This is a genomic window from Streptomyces sp. NPDC040622, assembly GCF_055593965.1.
Genome location: NZ_JBVIXD010000001.1, coordinates 426,430 through 441,761 on the forward strand (window position 1 = coordinate 426,430; position 15,332 = coordinate 441,761).

The 15,332-nt window shown below is 71.9% G+C and carries 12 protein-coding genes; all 12 read left to right on the forward strand.

Going from position 1 to position 15,332, the window contains the following annotated elements; translation table 11 throughout:
- Nucleotides 1-391 precede the first annotated feature (391 nt).
- The 12 genes from ACZ592_RS01985 (at nt 392) to ACZ592_RS02040 (ending at nt 15,322) form a co-directional block, all read left to right on the forward strand.
- Entirely contained in the window at nt 392-1,348 is a 957-nt protein-coding gene (locus ACZ592_RS01985) for an ABC transporter permease (protein ID WP_471579528.1), read from the forward strand.
- Between the two features lie 56 nt (nt 1,349-1,404).
- Entirely contained in the window at nt 1,405-3,183 is a 1,779-nt protein-coding gene (locus tag ACZ592_RS01990) for an ABC transporter substrate-binding protein (RefSeq protein ID WP_471579529.1), read from the forward strand.
- Nucleotides 3,184-3,186: 3 nt separating this feature from the next.
- Nucleotides 3,187-4,179: an ABC transporter permease gene (locus tag ACZ592_RS01995; protein ID WP_471579530.1), complete on the forward strand. Its 993-nt coding sequence runs from the start codon at nt 3,187-3,189 to the stop codon at nt 4,177-4,179.
- Nucleotides 4,176-5,849, forward strand: a complete 1,674-nt coding sequence (locus ACZ592_RS02000) for a dipeptide ABC transporter ATP-binding protein (protein ID WP_471579531.1) — start codon at nt 4,176-4,178, stop codon at nt 5,847-5,849. Before ACZ592_RS01995 ends, ACZ592_RS02000 begins: the two co-directional genes overlap by 4 nt.
- A 100-nt stretch (nt 5,850-5,949) precedes the next feature.
- On the forward strand, nt 5,950-6,861 hold the full coding sequence (locus ACZ592_RS02005; protein WP_471579532.1) for a glycoside hydrolase family 16 protein: 912 nt from the start codon (nt 5,950-5,952) through the stop codon (nt 6,859-6,861).
- Between the two features lie 157 nt (nt 6,862-7,018).
- Nucleotides 7,019-8,497, forward strand: a complete 1,479-nt coding sequence (locus ACZ592_RS02010) for an esterase (protein WP_471579533.1) — start codon at nt 7,019-7,021, stop codon at nt 8,495-8,497.
- A gap of 85 nt (nt 8,498-8,582) precedes the next feature.
- Entirely contained in the window at nt 8,583-9,398 is an 816-nt protein-coding gene (locus tag ACZ592_RS02015; RefSeq protein ID WP_471579534.1) for an SDR family NAD(P)-dependent oxidoreductase, read from the forward strand.
- Between the two features lie 544 nt (nt 9,399-9,942).
- On the forward strand, nt 9,943-11,010 hold the full coding sequence (locus ACZ592_RS02020; RefSeq protein ID WP_471579535.1) for a phytanoyl-CoA dioxygenase family protein: 1,068 nt from the start codon (nt 9,943-9,945) through the stop codon (nt 11,008-11,010).
- Nucleotides 10,992-12,311 carry a DUF6271 family protein gene (locus tag ACZ592_RS02025; RefSeq protein WP_471579536.1) on the forward strand — a complete coding sequence of 440 codons (1,320 nt, stop codon included), beginning with the start codon at nt 10,992-10,994 and terminating at the stop codon, nt 12,309-12,311. Before ACZ592_RS02020 ends, ACZ592_RS02025 begins: the two co-directional genes overlap by 19 nt.
- 8 nt (nt 12,312-12,319) lie before the next feature.
- Nucleotides 12,320-13,540 (forward strand): type III PLP-dependent enzyme, encoded by a 1,221-nt coding sequence (locus ACZ592_RS02030; protein WP_471579993.1) that lies wholly within the window; start codon nt 12,320-12,322, stop codon nt 13,538-13,540.
- Nucleotides 13,537-14,154, forward strand: a complete 618-nt coding sequence (locus ACZ592_RS02035; protein WP_471579537.1) for a GNAT family N-acetyltransferase — start codon at nt 13,537-13,539, stop codon at nt 14,152-14,154. Before ACZ592_RS02030 ends, ACZ592_RS02035 begins: the two co-directional genes overlap by 4 nt.
- Complete coding sequence (locus ACZ592_RS02040; RefSeq protein ID WP_471579538.1) at nt 14,138-15,322, forward strand: MFS transporter; 1,185 nt, start codon at nt 14,138-14,140, stop codon at nt 15,320-15,322. The genes ACZ592_RS02035 and ACZ592_RS02040 overlap by 17 nt, the downstream gene beginning before the upstream one ends.
- The last annotated feature ends 10 nt before the right edge of the window (nt 15,323-15,332 follow it).

A 15,332-nucleotide genomic window follows, 5' to 3' on the forward strand; every position in this document is an offset into this window, starting at 1 on the left:
TGGGCCATACGAGCCGGGGGAGGTGAGAGGTGCCCACTGTCTTCGATTCGTCTGCGTAATGCCCATACTGGCTCAGATGTGAAGGGTTGTGGGGGAGTTCACAAGGTAACGCGGAGGTGCGGGCGCATGAGGTCGAATGCCCCGTTTTGAGGTGAAGAATTCCCTCCCCTGTTGCCGCTCCATGAACAATTCACGGCCTGCGGAAAGGCTGCTGAAACGTACCGATCATGAACGCGGTGAACGCCGTGCCCGCGTGTGGAAAGTCCGCTTCCCGCGGTGTTGTAATTCTCCGCATCCCGGCACGGACCACCCTTTCCGTCGAGCGGGAGCGATGTCCAAGTCCCGCCTCCGCGAACCGGTGCGGGCATGAGCACCAGGAGCACGGCAGCGCATGGCCGACGTACAGCAGCACAGAGCCCGTGGCCCGTTCGCCGTGGCGCTCGGGGCGTTCCGCAGGGACCGGCTCGGCCTCGCCTCGCTCGCCGTCGTCCTGCTCTTCGCCGTCCTCGCGCTCGCCGCGCCCCTGCTCGCCGCCCTCTACGGCAAGAACCCGACCGAGCACTACGGTCAGAACGAACCGGGGCTCCTCAGTGAGGAGGGCCTGCCGGTGCTGCCCAACGGCGGGATGTCCGGCACCTTCTGGTTCGGCGTCGAACCCGGCCTCGGCAGGGACGTCCTCACCCAGCTGCTGTACGGGATCCGCACCTCGCTCCTCGTCGCCGCCGCGTCCATCGTGCTCATCGCCGTCGTCGGCGTCGTCCTCGGGGTGGGAGTCGGCTATCTGAGCGGGCTCGCCGACCGGGTCTTCACCTTCGTCTGCAACGTGCTCCTCGCCTTCCCCACGCTGCTGCTCCTCCTCGCCCTGAGCCCGATCGTCCAGACCCGCTTCGTCGCACCCGGCGAGAACGAGCCCGCGTGGATGCAGTTCACCGTGCTGGTCCTGGTCTTCGCCGCCTTCGGCTGGGTGCCCCTCGCGATGATGCTGCGGACCACCGTGCGCTCCCTGCGCGAGCGCGAGTTCATCGACGCGGCACGGGCCGTGGGCGCGAGCCGCCGCCACATCGTCTTCCGCGAGCTGCTGCCGAACGTGTGGGCGCCCGTCCTGGTGCACATCACCATCGCCCTGCCGGGCATCGTGACCGCCGAGGCCGCGCTCTCCTTCCTCGGCGTGGGCATCAGCGAACCCATCCCCGACTGGGGCCGGATGATCGCCCGCGGCGCCGAGGTCTTCTACGACGACCCGACGTACATGTTCTTCCCCGGCGTGACGATCCTCGTCTTCGTCGTCGCCTTCAACCTGCTCGGCGACTCGGTGCGGGACGCGCTCGACCCCCGTACGCGCCGCTGAGCGCTCTGCTTCCTCTGCCGTCAGACCAATCCTTCAGCCCCACCAGGGAGTTCGTCATGCCCAGAATCAGCCCGCGCAGCACGGCCCGGCCGGTCCTCGCCGCCGTGTGCGCCCTGCTCGTGCTCTGCTCGTGCTCCTCGGGCGCAGGAACCTCGGACGGCGGCGCGGCGTCCGCCGGCGGCGAGCCGAACCTCACCGCGGGCATCGGCACCGCCAAGGACAGCGCGGGACCGGCCCCCGCCGTCGCGGGTGCCCGGCGCGGCGGCACCCTGCGCGTCGCCAACCTCCGGGACTCCTCGCACCTCGACCCGCAGAAGATCTACGCGGGCGAGACGTACAACACCTCGCTGCTCTGGGGCCGTCAGCTGACCCAGTACCAGGTGGTCGACGGCAAGGCCAAGCTGGTCGGGGACCTCGCCACCGACACGGGCAAGCCCTCCGACGGCAGCCGGACCTGGACGTACCGGCTGAAGGACGGCATCGCCTGGGAGGACGGCAAGCCCGTCACCTCGCGGCACATCAAGTACGGCATCGAGCGCACCTTCGCCCCGGGCTTCGAACTCGGCCCGCCCTACTGGCCGCAGTGGCTCACCGGTCAGCAGGACCTCGCCAGGGCCCGCAAGGTCTACGGCGGTCCCGAGAAGGACGGCGACTTCAAGGGCATCGAGACGCCGGACGCCAAGACCATCGTCTTCCACTTCGCGAAGCCGCAGTCCGACGTGCCGTTCATGGCCGCCCAGTCCTCCTCCTCGCCCGTGCGCCCGGACAAGGACACGGGGACGAATTACGACCTCAAGCCGTTCGCCACCGGCCCGTACCGCATCGTCGAGCACAAACAGAACCGGAGCATGACCCTGGAGCGGAACCCGCACTGGAAGGCGGCGACCGACCCGATTCGCCACCAGTACGCCGACCGCTTCGAGTTCACCTTCGAGAAGAAGGAGCTCAACACCGCCCAGGAGATCCTCAACGGGCGTGGAGACGGCGCGGACACCGTCACCACCAAGAACGAACTGCCGCCCGAGCTCTACGGCGAGGCGGCCCGCGACCCGAAGAAGAAGCGGCTCGTCGTCGACGGCCGGCGCGGCGCGTTCACCTACCACCTGGTGGTCAGGAACGACCGCGTATCCGATCCCGAGGTCCGCAAGGCCGTCCACTACCTCTTCCCGCGCCGGCAGGCACGACAGGCCCTCGGCGGCCCGCGCGTCGGAGACATCGCCACCACGTACTCCTCGCCCGCGATCGTCGGCTACCAGAAGTACGACGCGTACCCGGTCGCCCCGGCCGGCGACATCAAGAAGGCCAAGGAGCACCTCGCCAAGGCCAAGCAGCCCGTCAAGAGCCTGAGTTACGCCTACGAGTCCAACGCCGCCAACGACCGCGTCGCCCAGGTCCTCGTCGAGGCCTTCGGCAAGGCGGGCATCACCCTGGTCACCAAGCCGATGCCGCTGGCCGCCTACACCAACGAGGTGCTGCGCGGCACCGACCCGCAGTACGACCTGTGGATGTCCGGCTCCTCCGTGGACTGGCCGACCCCCGCCACCGGCGTGCCCTATCGCTTCGACAGCCGCCGCGACAGCCTCGACAACGACCCGCGCTACAAGAACCCGGCCGTCGACGAGGAACTCGACCGCATCGCGAAGCTCGGCGACGCGACCGAGAAGGCGAAGGCCCTCGTCGCGCTCGAGAAGAACACGATCATGAAGGACGTGCCGCTCGTGCCGTTCCTCCACCAGCGCGTCCAGCAGGCCCGCGGCGAGAACGTCGGCGGCGCCTTCATCCACCCCATCTACGGCACCATCGGCCCCGCCTGGCTGTACCTGAAGAAGTCCTGACCCATGCTCACCTATCTGACACGGCGGGGCGCGCAGGCCGCGGTGGTGCTCCTCGCCATCTCCGCCACCGCCTTCGCCCTCTTCTACGCGGCACCGTCCGACCCGGCCGCCATCGCGTGCGGCCCCAAGTGCGACGCCGGGCAGGTCACGGCCGTACGCCACAGCATGGGCCTGGACCAGCCGATCCTGACCCAGTACGCCGACTACCTGCGCGGGCTCTTCGCGGGGCGCACCATCAGCGACGTCGACGGCAGCGCCATCGCCTGCCCCGCGCCCTGCCTCGGCTACTCCTACACCCTGCACGAACCGGTGCTCTCCGCGATCACCGGCCGCTTCCCCGTCACCCTCTCGCTGGCCGGCGGCGCGCTCGTCGTGATCCTCCTGGCGGGCATCGGCGTGGGCTTCTTCTCCGCGCTGCGCCGCGGCTCCGTCGGCGACCGGCTGCTGTCCGGCTTCACGCTGATCGGCGCGAGCGTGCAGATCTACTTCCTCGGCTACGCGCTGCAGTACCTCCTCGTGTACTCCACGGGCTGGCTGCCGCTGCCCGGCTACACCCCGCCGGGGGAGGACCCGGCCGCCTGGGCGGCCGGACTGCTCCTGCCCTGCCTGGTGCTCGGCTTCGTCAACGCGGCGGTCTTCGCCCGGCTCTCCCGAGCCCAGCTCCTCGAAGTCATGCACGAGGGCTACGTACGCACCGCGCGCGGCAAGGGCCTCGGCACGCTGCGCACCCATCTGAAGTACACCGCGCGCGGGGCCGCGGCACCGATCGTGCAACTGCTGGGCCTGGAGGTGGGGGCGCTGCTCGGCGGCGCCTTCATCACCGAGACGGTCTTCGGACTGAGCGGCGTCGGCAAGCTCGCCGTCGACGCCGTCACCCAGAACGACCTGCCGACCGTCGTCGGCACCGTACTGATCGCCGCGTTCTTCGTGGTGGTGTTCGTGGCCGTCGCCGACCTGGTGGTGGCCTGGCTCGACCCGAGGGTGAGGCTCGCATGACCGAGCACGACGTGGTGCTGAGCGTGCGCGACCTGACGGTGTCCTTCACCGGACCGCGCGGCACCGTCACCGCCGCCCAGGACGTCTCCTTCGACCTGGCGCGCGGCGAGGTCCTCGGCCTCGTGGGGGAGTCGGGGTCGGGCAAGTCCAGCGTGGGGCTGGCCGCGATGGGCCTGCACGATCCCGCCCGGACGAAGGTCCGGGGCACCGTCGAGGTCGGCGGCACCGACATCGTCGGCGCGAGCGAGGCCCGGCTGAAGGCGCTGCGCGGCGGGCGCATCGCCATGGTGTTCCAGGACGCCCTGGCCTCGCTCTCGCCCTTCCACGGCGTGGGCGCCCAGCTCGCCGAGGCCTACCGGCTGCACCACCGGGGCGCCGGCCGGGAGCGGGCGCGCGGCAAGGCCGTGGAGATGCTGGAGCGGGTCGGCATCCCGGCCGCCCGGGCCCGCGACCACCCGCACCAGTTCTCCGGCGGGATGCGCCAGCGCGTGATGATCGCCATGGCGCTCGTCAACCACCCCGACGTACTGATCGCCGACGAGCCGACCACGGCGCTCGACGCCCGGGTGCAGCGTCAAGTCCTCGACCTGATGAGCGAGTTGCAGCGCGAGTACGGCACGGCCGTGGTCCTGGTGACCCATGACGTCGGCATGGTCGCCGCCGCCACCGACCGCATGCTCGTCATGCGCGAGGGCCGCGTGGTGGAGTCCGGCCCCACGGACCGGCTCCTGTGCGCCGCCACGCACCCCTACACGCGGGCGCTCGTCGGCGCGGCACCCTCCCTGGACACGGTTCCGGGCACCCGCCTGCCCACGGTCGACACCCCGCACCCCGCACCCCGAAGCCCGGCCGCATCCGCGGGCGCCGGCCGCGCCGCCGAACCGGGCGCCGCACTCGCCGAAGTCGTCGACCTCCGCGTCGAGTTCGGTGGCGGGCGGACCGTGCTCGGGCGGCGCAGGCCCGGGATGCACGCCGTGCGCGGGGTGAGTCTGCGGATCGCCGAGGGCGAGACCCTCGGCCTGGTCGGCGAGTCGGGCTCGGGCAAGTCCACCACCGCCCGCGTCCTGGCCGGACTGCAGAAGCCGACCGGCGGATCGGTTCGCTTCGAAGGCCGGGACATCGCACGCGCAGCCGAGGACACCGCCCTGCGCCGCACGCTCAGCCGCGACGTCCAGCTGGTCTTCCAGGACCCGTACGCCTGCCTCAACCCGCGGCGCACCGTCGAGGAGATCGTCACCACACCCCTGCGGGTGCACACCGGCATGGGCCGCGCCGAGCGCCGGGCGCGGGCCGTCGAACTCCTGGAACAGGTCGGCCTGTCCGCCGACGACCTGCCACGCCACCCGCACGAGTTCTCCGGCGGCCAGCGCCAGCGCATCGGCATCGCCCGGGCCCTCGCGCCCCGGCCCCGCCTGATCATCGCCGACGAACCGGTCTCCGCACTGGACGTCTCGGTGCAGGCCCAGGTCCTCAACCTCCTGATGGACCTGCGCGACGAGCTCGGCCTCTCGCTCCTGTTCGTCTCGCACGACCTGGCCGTCGTACGCCACCTGTGCGACCGCATCGCGGTGATGCACGGGGGCGAGATCGTCGAGACCGGGACGCGGGAGGACATCTTCGAGAGCCCGCGAGAGCCGTACACCAAGGAACTGTTGGCGGCGCGGCTGTAGCTCGCACGCGGGCGGTAGGTGCGCCCCGGCTCTGGCGGGGCGGTGCGCGCTCCACGAGGATGCCCTTCCTGCGGGGCGCCCCTGGAGCGGAGGCAGCGCGATGGGAACACACGCGGCGGCGGGACGGCGGCGCGGGCGGCCGGCCGTGGTCGGCGCGCTCGGCGCGACGCTGCTCGCCGCTCTGCTCTGCATCCCGAGCGCCGGGGGAGCGCCGGTGCCGGCGGACGCCTGCCGCACCGCGGGCAGCACGCTGCCGCGCGGTGACTGCGGGCCGTTCTGGCAGGTCCTCGCCGAGGACTTCAACGGGGACCGGGTGCCGCTCGGCGCGTTCAGCGACTGCGACCACCACGCCGACACCTCCGCCGCGTACTGCGCCGGACTCGACGGGGCCTACCGCGACAACTGGTGGGCCTACCCCACCGGCTGGCGCGACACGGCGAACGAAAGGAACCGTGGCGTCGTCGGCGTCTACCACCCCGAGGACACCGTGAGCGTGGGCCCCGCCGCGGACGGCGACGGCCGCATGCGCATCCGCATGTGGCGGCCCGCCGACGGAGGGCCCGTGCACGCCTCGGCGGTCGTACCACGTGCCGTCATGCAGATGAAGTACGGCAAGTACAGCGCCCGCATCAAGGTGACCGAACAGGCCCCGGGCTACAAGTCCGCCTGGCTGCACCACGGCGGCGGCTGCGAGATGGACCACCCCGAAGGCGAGTGGACCGGCTCGATGAGCGCCTTCCACCACCCCTGCGGCGGCGGCGAACAGGGTGCGTACCCGGGCGCCGACACCTGGACCGCGTGGCACACCGTGACCACCGAGTGGACCCCCGGCCATGTGCGGTTCTTCGTCGACGGGCGCGAGACCGGACACGACACCAGGGGCGTGCCGGACCGGCCGCTGTCCTGGATCCTGCAGAACGAGAGCGCCTTGGAGGGGCCGGGAGCGGCGCCGGGCAGCAGCGCGCGGCTGGAGATCACCTGGGTGGCGGCGTACGCGTACGGCTGGAAGTGACGGCCAGGACCTGGGAGTTCACACCCGGACGGCAGGTCGAGGACCCCGTACAACCCTTGTGCCCCATCCCGTGTCGAACAGGGCGCCGGACAAGGAACGGGCCCTTTCCGGACACCCCCCGCTCCTGCCCGGCCACCTTCCTTCACAGGAGCCGCTCGTGCGCAAGAACCGTTCGGCCGCCCTCGCCGCGGCCTCGTTCCTCCTGCTGACCGGGGCCGGCATCGCCGCCGCTCCCTCCGCCGTCGCCGGCACCCCTGGGGGTACCCACGCCGACGACCGCAACAGCGACTTCAACGGCGACGGATACGAGGACGTGCTGGTCGGCGCCCCGGGGGCGACGGTCAGCGGCCAGAAGGGCGCGGGACTCGTCACCGTCCAGTACGGCTCGACCAGAGGCATCACCACCAGCAACGTCGCCCGGTTCAGCCAGTCGACGGCCGGCGTCTCCGGCGCCGCCGAGGCGGGCGACGCGTTCGGCAAGGCCGTCGCCACCGGCGACCTGGACGGCGACGGCTACGACGACGCGGTCGTCGGCATTCCCGGCGAGGACCTGGACGCGGGGGCCGATGCCGGTGGCGTCGCCGTGCTGTGGGGGTCGAAGGCGGGACTCACCGGCGCCGCCAGCAGCTGGCTGCAGAGCCAGCAGGCCGCCGCGGGCCAGCAGTTCGGCCTCAGCCTCGCCGCGGCGCACTTCACCGCGGACACGCCCGGCGACCTCCTCGCCGTGCTCGACCGGGACAACGTCGAGCTCTTCGTGTACGACCCCGCGCCGCAGGCCCGCGCCGAGGCGTCGCCGCGCCGCCTGGCCACCGAGCGGCTCGGCAGGTCGGCCGACGCGAGCCAGATCGTGTCCAAGTCGCTGACCACCGGAGACTACGACAACGACGGCTTCGCCGACCTCGTCGCCTCAGGCGTGACGGAGGGGGACGAGCCCGGTCACGGCTGGTCCGTGCAGTTCGCGGGCGGTGCCGACGGCCTCACGTACAAGAACGACCTGCGCGGCGGCCCGGCCGCGGCCTCCGGCGACATCAACCACGACGGCTACGACGACCTGGTGACCGGCGAGCCCGCCTCCCCGGACGACGGGGGCGAGACGATGACCGGCGGTCTGGTCGGCGTGCGCTACGGCACCGCGGACGGCCTCGTGGACGAGGCCAAGTGGTGGACCCAGGACGTCGAGGGCGTGCCCGGCATCGCCGAGCGCGGCGACGGCTGGGGCGCGGACCTGTCCGTAGCGGACACCAACGGCGACGGGTACGCGGACGTCGCGATCGGCGCGCCGGGCGAGGACATCGGGACGGTCGCCGACGCGGGCGCCGTCTGGGTGCTGCGCGGCGGGGAGCACGGGCTGACGGCGAGCGGCGCGAAGTCCTTCGACCAGAACTCCGCCGACATCCCCGGCGAGGCCGAGAAGGGCGACAAGTGGGGCGCGCAGGTGCGGCTCACCGACCCGAACCGCGACGGCCGCTTCGGGCTCCTCGCGGCGGCACCCGGTGAGAACGCCGGGGACGGCGTGGTGTGGGTGCTCTCCGCCGGATCGGGCGGCGTCACCGGCGCCGGGTCCTGGACGTACGGCGCGGGATCGCTGGGGGCGCCGGCCGCGGCCTCGGCGTTCGGTGCGGCGATCGACGAGTAGGCGGGACATCCGTACGCGGTCGTGAGCGGGCGGCTCCGTATCATCGCCGCATGTGCTTACGACTGCGTACGGAGGCTGAACAGGCATGACAGAGAGCCGAGTCGTCATCGTCACGGGCGGCGGTACCGGTATCGGGGCCGCCACCGCACGGCAGCTGCGCGCCGCCGGGCACCACGTGGTGATCTCGGGGCGGCGCCCCGAACCCCTGGGCGAGGTCGCGCGGGAGACCGGGGCGCTGGCCCACCCCGCCGACGCGGGGGACCCCGACGCGGTCGCCGGCCTCGTCGCCGCGGCCGTCGAGGAGTACGGGCGCGTGGACGGTCTCGTCCTCAACGCCGGGGTGGGGCGCGGCGGGGCGGTCGGCGACGTCTCCGACGAGGACTGGGACCTGGTGCTGCGCACCAACCTCACTGGCCCCTTCCTGCTGCTGCGCGCCGCGCTGCCGCACCTTCTGAAGACCCGCGGCTCGGTCGTCGCCGTCGCCTCGGTCGCCGCGCTCCGCAACGGCGTGGCCAACGCCGCCTACGCGACGTCCAAGGCGGCGCTGCTCCAGCTGTGCCGCTCCGTCGCCGTCGACTACGGCCGGGCCGGGCTGCGCGCCAACACCGTCTGCCCCAGCTGGGTGCGGACGGAGATGGCCGACCGGCGGATGAACCGGTTCGCGCAGGAGGCGGGACTCGGTGACGGCGGTGCCGACGCGGCCTACGACGAGGCGACCCGGCTCGTCCCGACGGGCCGCCCCGGACAGCCGGAGGAGGTCGCCGAGGCGATCACCTGGCTGCTGTCGCCCGCCGCGTCGTTCGTCAACGGCGCGACGCTGACCGTCGACGGCGGCGTGACGGCCATCGACCCGGGAACGGTCGCGTTCGACTTCGGCATCGCGCCGCGCGCGAAGTCCTAGGACCTCGCCGGACGGGATCGCGCCGGACAGGACCTCGCCGGACGGAAGCCGGCTGAACCGCACCGACCCCGAAGGGCGCCCCGGGGCCGGTCCGCTCCATGCCGTCCGGCGTGCTGGAGCCGGATGCACCAGCGCCACGTGCCACCACTTCCGCCGCGCTGTGCAGCAGTCCGGCGCGGTCACCGTGCAGCCGCCCCGACACCCGGAACCGGGTGTCGGGGCGTGTCGCTGCGCGCAGGTGAGCGTTTCGCACGTTCACGCACCTGGTCCGGACCAACTACCGTCCAGTAGGCCGGAGTTGCGCCGCCCAATCTTTGCCGAATCATCGTGTGACGGGCGGATGAACCAGGGGTAAATGTCGCATTTTTGGCTGCCAAGGCACCCAATTCAATTGTTGACAGGGGTAGTTGGTCTAGTCCATTTTGGTAGGACGCAAGTTCGACAGGGGGCGGGTGTGAATGCGCTGCCCCGACGGGCCAACGGCTCGTCCGACCCGGCGTGGAGGCCTGCCGCCGGGTGAAAGAACCGAACCTTGGAGCACCACATGTCAGCGAGTGACTACCTCCACCGCGCCCCCTCCGACGTGCCGTACTTCGGCTCGGACGGCGAGACCTACCTGGCGCAGACACAGCTGCGCGACCTCAAGAAGACCCGCCCCCTGCGTGTCCTCTCCGAAGAGGACTTCGCCTTCTGGCAGACGTACGGCTACGTCGTCGTGAAGCAGGCGATCCCCACCGAGGCCGCCAAGGACCTGCTCGACTTCGCCTGGGACTTCCAGGGCCTGGACCGCGGCCGTCCCGAGACCTGGTACGAGGAGCGCGAGTTCCGCTCCGACCTGGACCGTGAGCTGCACGTCTACGGCTTCGTCGAGGCCTACCACCACCAGCTGATCTGGGACAGCCGCCAGGCGCAGCGGGTCTACGACGCGTTCGTCGACGTGTGGGACTGCGAAGAGCTCTGGGTGACGCTGGACCGCCTCAACCTCAACCCGCCCAACATCAAGAACCGCTCCCGCTCGCTGATCGCGCCCACGGACCGCGGGTTCGACATCAACCTGCACTGGGACGTCGACACCACGCTCGGCGTGCTGCCCCAGCGCGTGCAGGGCATCATCGCCCTGGACGACACGCGGCAGGACCACGGCGGCTTCCAGTGCTGCCCCGAACTGTTCCGCCAGTTCGACCGCTGGAAGGCCCTTCAGCCCGACGACCGAGACCCGATCCGCCCCGCGATCGACCAGGCCGAACTGCCCGTGGTCCGCCCGGAGCTGGAAGCCGGCGACCTGCTGATATGGAACGGCCTGCTCGCGCACGGTGTGGCCCCCAACACCTCCGAGAACGGCGTCCGGGCGGTCCAGTACCTCTCGATGATGCCCGCCCTGGAGACCCACGAGGAGCTGCGCCGCTCCCGCGTCGACTCCTGGCAGGACCTGAGCACGCCCACGTGGAACGGCACGCTCGTCGGCGACGCCCACAAGCACGAGTCCCTGCGGTACGGCACGGCCGCACTGAACGACCTGGGCGCCAAGCTGCTCGGCCTCAAGTCCTGGAACGGCCAGGACCTGTCCGCCGACGAGCCGATCGGGGACGCCGCATGCGCAGAATCTGCCTGACACTGCCCACCAACCGGGCCTGCCCGCAGACCATCGCGGCGATCGGCGAGGAAGCGGCCTACGCGGCCGCGCACTTCGACGTCGAGGCGCACCTGCTGATCCTCGACTCCTCCGACCCCGCCACGTACGCCGAACACGCCCACGCCGTACGGGCGCTGCCGGACGTGCCGCACGTCGTCGTGCACCACCTGGACGAGGCCGCCCAGCGCGACTTCCTGCGCCGGGTGATCGGCGGGGCCGACGTCGCCAAGCCCGAGCTGATGCTGGACCTGATGCTCCCGGACGGCGTGTCCTACGGCGCCTGCACCAACCGCGCCTTCCTCATCGGCGCCGCGCTGGGCTGCGAGTCCGTGCACCGCAGGGACTCCGACAGCCGCTACCAGAGCGCCGACGGCGAGCCCGTCTTCCCCGTCCACCACGAGCTGATGTCGCTCGGCAGGCCCGCGTCCGAGGCCGCGCAGGGCGTCACCGACACCACCCTCGACCCGGACCACGCCCACAAGCCCGTGGCGATGGTCGGCAGCTCCTTCGTCGGTGAACTCTCCGTCGACATCGGCGAGATCCGCCGCCTGGACGAGGACGTCTACCACGACGTCGTGAGCCTCTGGGCGCCCACCCACTGGTCCGACGACGAGAAGCGCGCCCTGGTCGACGACTCCTTCCGGGGAGCCGGCTCCGACACGTTCACGCACGACAGGGCGACGCTGGGCCTGGTCGACCCGATGCGCGTCGACATGTGCAACATCAGCTTCCACGACGTGCACGAACGCGTGCCGCTGCCGCCCGCGACCGACACCATCGGCAGCGACTACTTCCTCATCCATCTGGTGCACGACGCCGCACTGCCCGGCGTCCTGCACAACCGCAACATCGTCAACTTCTACACCGCGGAACGCAGGACGGACGCCGGCTTCCTCGCGTACCAGACGCGCTTCGTCAAGTTCTTCCTTTCGATGCTCTACTTCAACCACATCTACGACCGGATGGGGGCGGCAGGCGAAGCACTCCTGGACGAGCAGGGTCATGTCCGCGGATCCGTCATCGCCCAGTTCGCCCGCGAGAGCACCCGCCTCGACCCGGCCGAGAACGTGTGGCGCCTCGACCGCGTCGACGCCGCCTACCGCACCCTCGGCGGCCGGTACGCCGACTGCGCCGACCACCTGGCCACGCTCCGAGAGCGCCTCCTGGACGAGGCGCGCAGCGACATCGAGGACTTCGCCCTGCTGATCGAGGCATGGCAGCCCCTGGTGCGCGCGAGCAGGAACGCGGGACCGCTCCTGACGGCGGGACACCCCGCGTGAACGCGACCATGACGCACGAGCCGCACGTCGCGGACGCGGCGCGGCCGGAGGCGGGCATCGACAGCGCCCCGCTCCTGGCCGCCCTGGCCGCCGCCCCCGAGGACCGCATCGTCTTCGACCTGCCCGGCATCGAGGAGTGCTACGCGGACCTGCGCCGCGAACTGCCCTCGGTCGCCGTCCGCTTCGCCATGAAGGCCTGTCCGGTGGACGAGGTCCTCGCCCGCCTGGCGAGCATCGGCAGCGGAGTCGACGCGGCCAGCCCCAAAGAGGTGGAGCAGGCCCTCGCGGCCGGAGTGCCGCTGGAGCGGATGCACTACGGCAACACCGTCAAGTCCGACCGGAACATCGCCGACGCGTTCCGGCTGGGCATCCGGGACTTCGCGACCGACTCCCTGGAGGACGTCAGGGCGGTCGCGGCGCACGCCCCGGGCAGCCGCGTGTTCTGCCGGCTCGCGACCACCGGCGACGGTGCGCTCTGGGGGCTCAGCAACAAGTACGGCTGCTCGCCCGAGGACGCCGTGGCGATCCTGGAGACGGCGCGCGAGCTGGGCCTGGTGCCCGCGGGACTCTCCGTGCACGTGGGCTCCCAGCAGATGACGGCCGACGCCTGGCACGGCGCCTTCGACCGCATCGCCGACGTGCTGACCGCGCTCGCCGGGCGCGGGATCGCCCTGGACCACGTCAACCTCGGCGGCGGCCTGCCCGCGCGCGGTTACCGCGACAAGCACGGCAGGCGGCTCGACCCGCCGATGGACAAGATCTTCACCGTCATCCGCGAGGGCATGGCACGCCTGGACGGTATCCCCGGCCACCGGCTCGGCTACGTCATCGAACCGGGCCGCTTCCTCACCGCCGACCACGGCGCCATCCGCGCGCACGTCTCCCGGCTCTCCGCGCGCCGCACGCCGGACGGCGAGCGCCAGTACTGGCTCTACCTGAGCTGCGGCAAGTTCAACGGGCTCTACGAGATGGACCAGTTGCAGTACCGCCTGGTCTTCCCCTCGCACCCCGGCGCCGAGTCCGTGCCGGCCGTGGTGGCGGGCCCCACCTGCGACAGCGACGACGCCTACTCCCACGAGGACGGCCTGGTGCGGGTACCCAAGGAGCTCGCCTCGGGCGACCCCGTCTGGGTGCTCTCCAGCGGCGCCTACGCGACCAGCTACATGACGCAGGGCTTCAACGGCTTCAGCCCGCTGCCGTACACCTTGATCGACGGCGAGGGCGCATGACCGAGGAGATACGCGTACGCCGCATCGCCGACGGGGACTGGGACGGCATCGTGGCGCTGGAGTCCCGCGCCTACACGCCGCTCGGCCTGTCGGAGGGGCGCGCCGCGCTGGAGTCCCGGGTGCACGCCTCACCCGGGACCTGCTTCGCGCTGGACCTGGAAGGCCGGCTGGCGGGCTACCTGCTCGCTCTGCCCTACCCGGAGTCCGCGTACCCGGAACTGAACGGGACCGAGCAGGCCGCGGCCGCCCCTTCGCGCAACCTCCACCTCCACGACATCGTCGTCGCAGAACAACTGCGGCACAGAGGGCTGGGCCGCCACCTCCTGAACCGCCTCACCGCGACGGCCCGTTCGCACGGGTACGAGCAGATCTCCCTGGTCGCGGTCGGCGGCAGCGAGACCTTCTGGGCGGGCCGGGGCTTCACCGCCCGCACCGGGGGCCCGCCGCCGGCCGGCTACGGACCGACGGCCGTGTACATGTCCCGGGCGGTGCACCCCGGCCCGCCGGCACACCGCGGCGACACCGCCCCCGGCACGGAGCCAGCAAGTGATGCGGCAAGAAACACAGCAAGAGATACAGAGAAGTGGGCTGATACGGGTGCTCCGGTTGCGTGATCCTTTCCACCGCGGCCAGTTGGCCATCGCGGCGCTGTTCTGCGCGCTGGGCTTCCAGTACGCCACCTGGGCCGCGCGGATCCCCGCCATCAAGTCGGACCTCGACCTGACCGCGGCGGAGGTCGGTGTGCTCCTGATGGCCGCCGGCATCGGCGCGGCCGTGTCGTTCCCGCTGGTGGCGGCCCTGATGCGGCGCCTCGGCTCGCAGCGCCTCGCGCTCCTGTCGGCGCTCTGTCTGGCCCTGGTGCTCCCGGCGCTCGCCGCGGCGCCCAGCTACCCGGTCGCGCTTCTCGTCATGTGCGTCGACGGGGTCCTCGTGGGCTGTCTGAACGTGGCCATGAACGCGCAGGGCGCCGAGCTGGAGAAGCGCTTCGAGCGCAACGCCATGGCCCGGCTGCACGCCACGTTCAGCGGCGGCTCGCTGCTCGCGGCGCTGCTCGCCTCCGGCATGCACGCGGCCACCTCGTCGGTCGCCGTGCACTTCGCGGCGGCGGCGGCTCTGCTGCTCCTGCTGACGGCGTACGCGCGAACGGGACTTCTGCCGGAGAACCCGGCCGAGACGGCCGGGACGGCGGACGCCGAGGAGAAGCCGGCGGCGCCGAAGAAGGGCGCCAAGTGGGCCCTGCCCTCCCGCGTGACGCTGTGGATGTGCGTCGCCATGGCGTTCGGCACGGTGACCGAGGGCGCCATGAACGACTGGTCGGCGCTCTACCTGGAGGACGTGGCCGAGGCGTCCGCCGAAGTGGCGCCGCTGGGCATCGCCGTCGTCTCCGGGATGATGCTCATCGCCCGCCTCTTCGCCGACGGGTGGCGCAGCCGCTGGGGCGACGGCCGCATCGTGCTGACCGGCAGCGTACTGGCCGGCGCGGGTCTGGCCCTGGCCCTGCTCAGCGGCGGCCTCGTCCCCGCGCTGCTCGGCTTCGCCTGTGTCGGTCTCGGCATCGCGGCCGTCACCCCGTGCGTCTACGTGGCCGCGGCCGGGCAGGGTTCGGACTCGCTGACCCTGGTCGCCGCCATGGGGACGACGGGCCTGCTGGCGGGTCCGCCGCTCATCGGGTTCATCGCGAACGCGAGCAGTCTCGTCTGGGGCCTGGCCGCCGTCGCCGCCTCGGCCCTGATCGTCTCCGCGTGCAGCACGCAGATCCGGTGGCCCGCGACGAGCAGCTGACCGCCGGTAC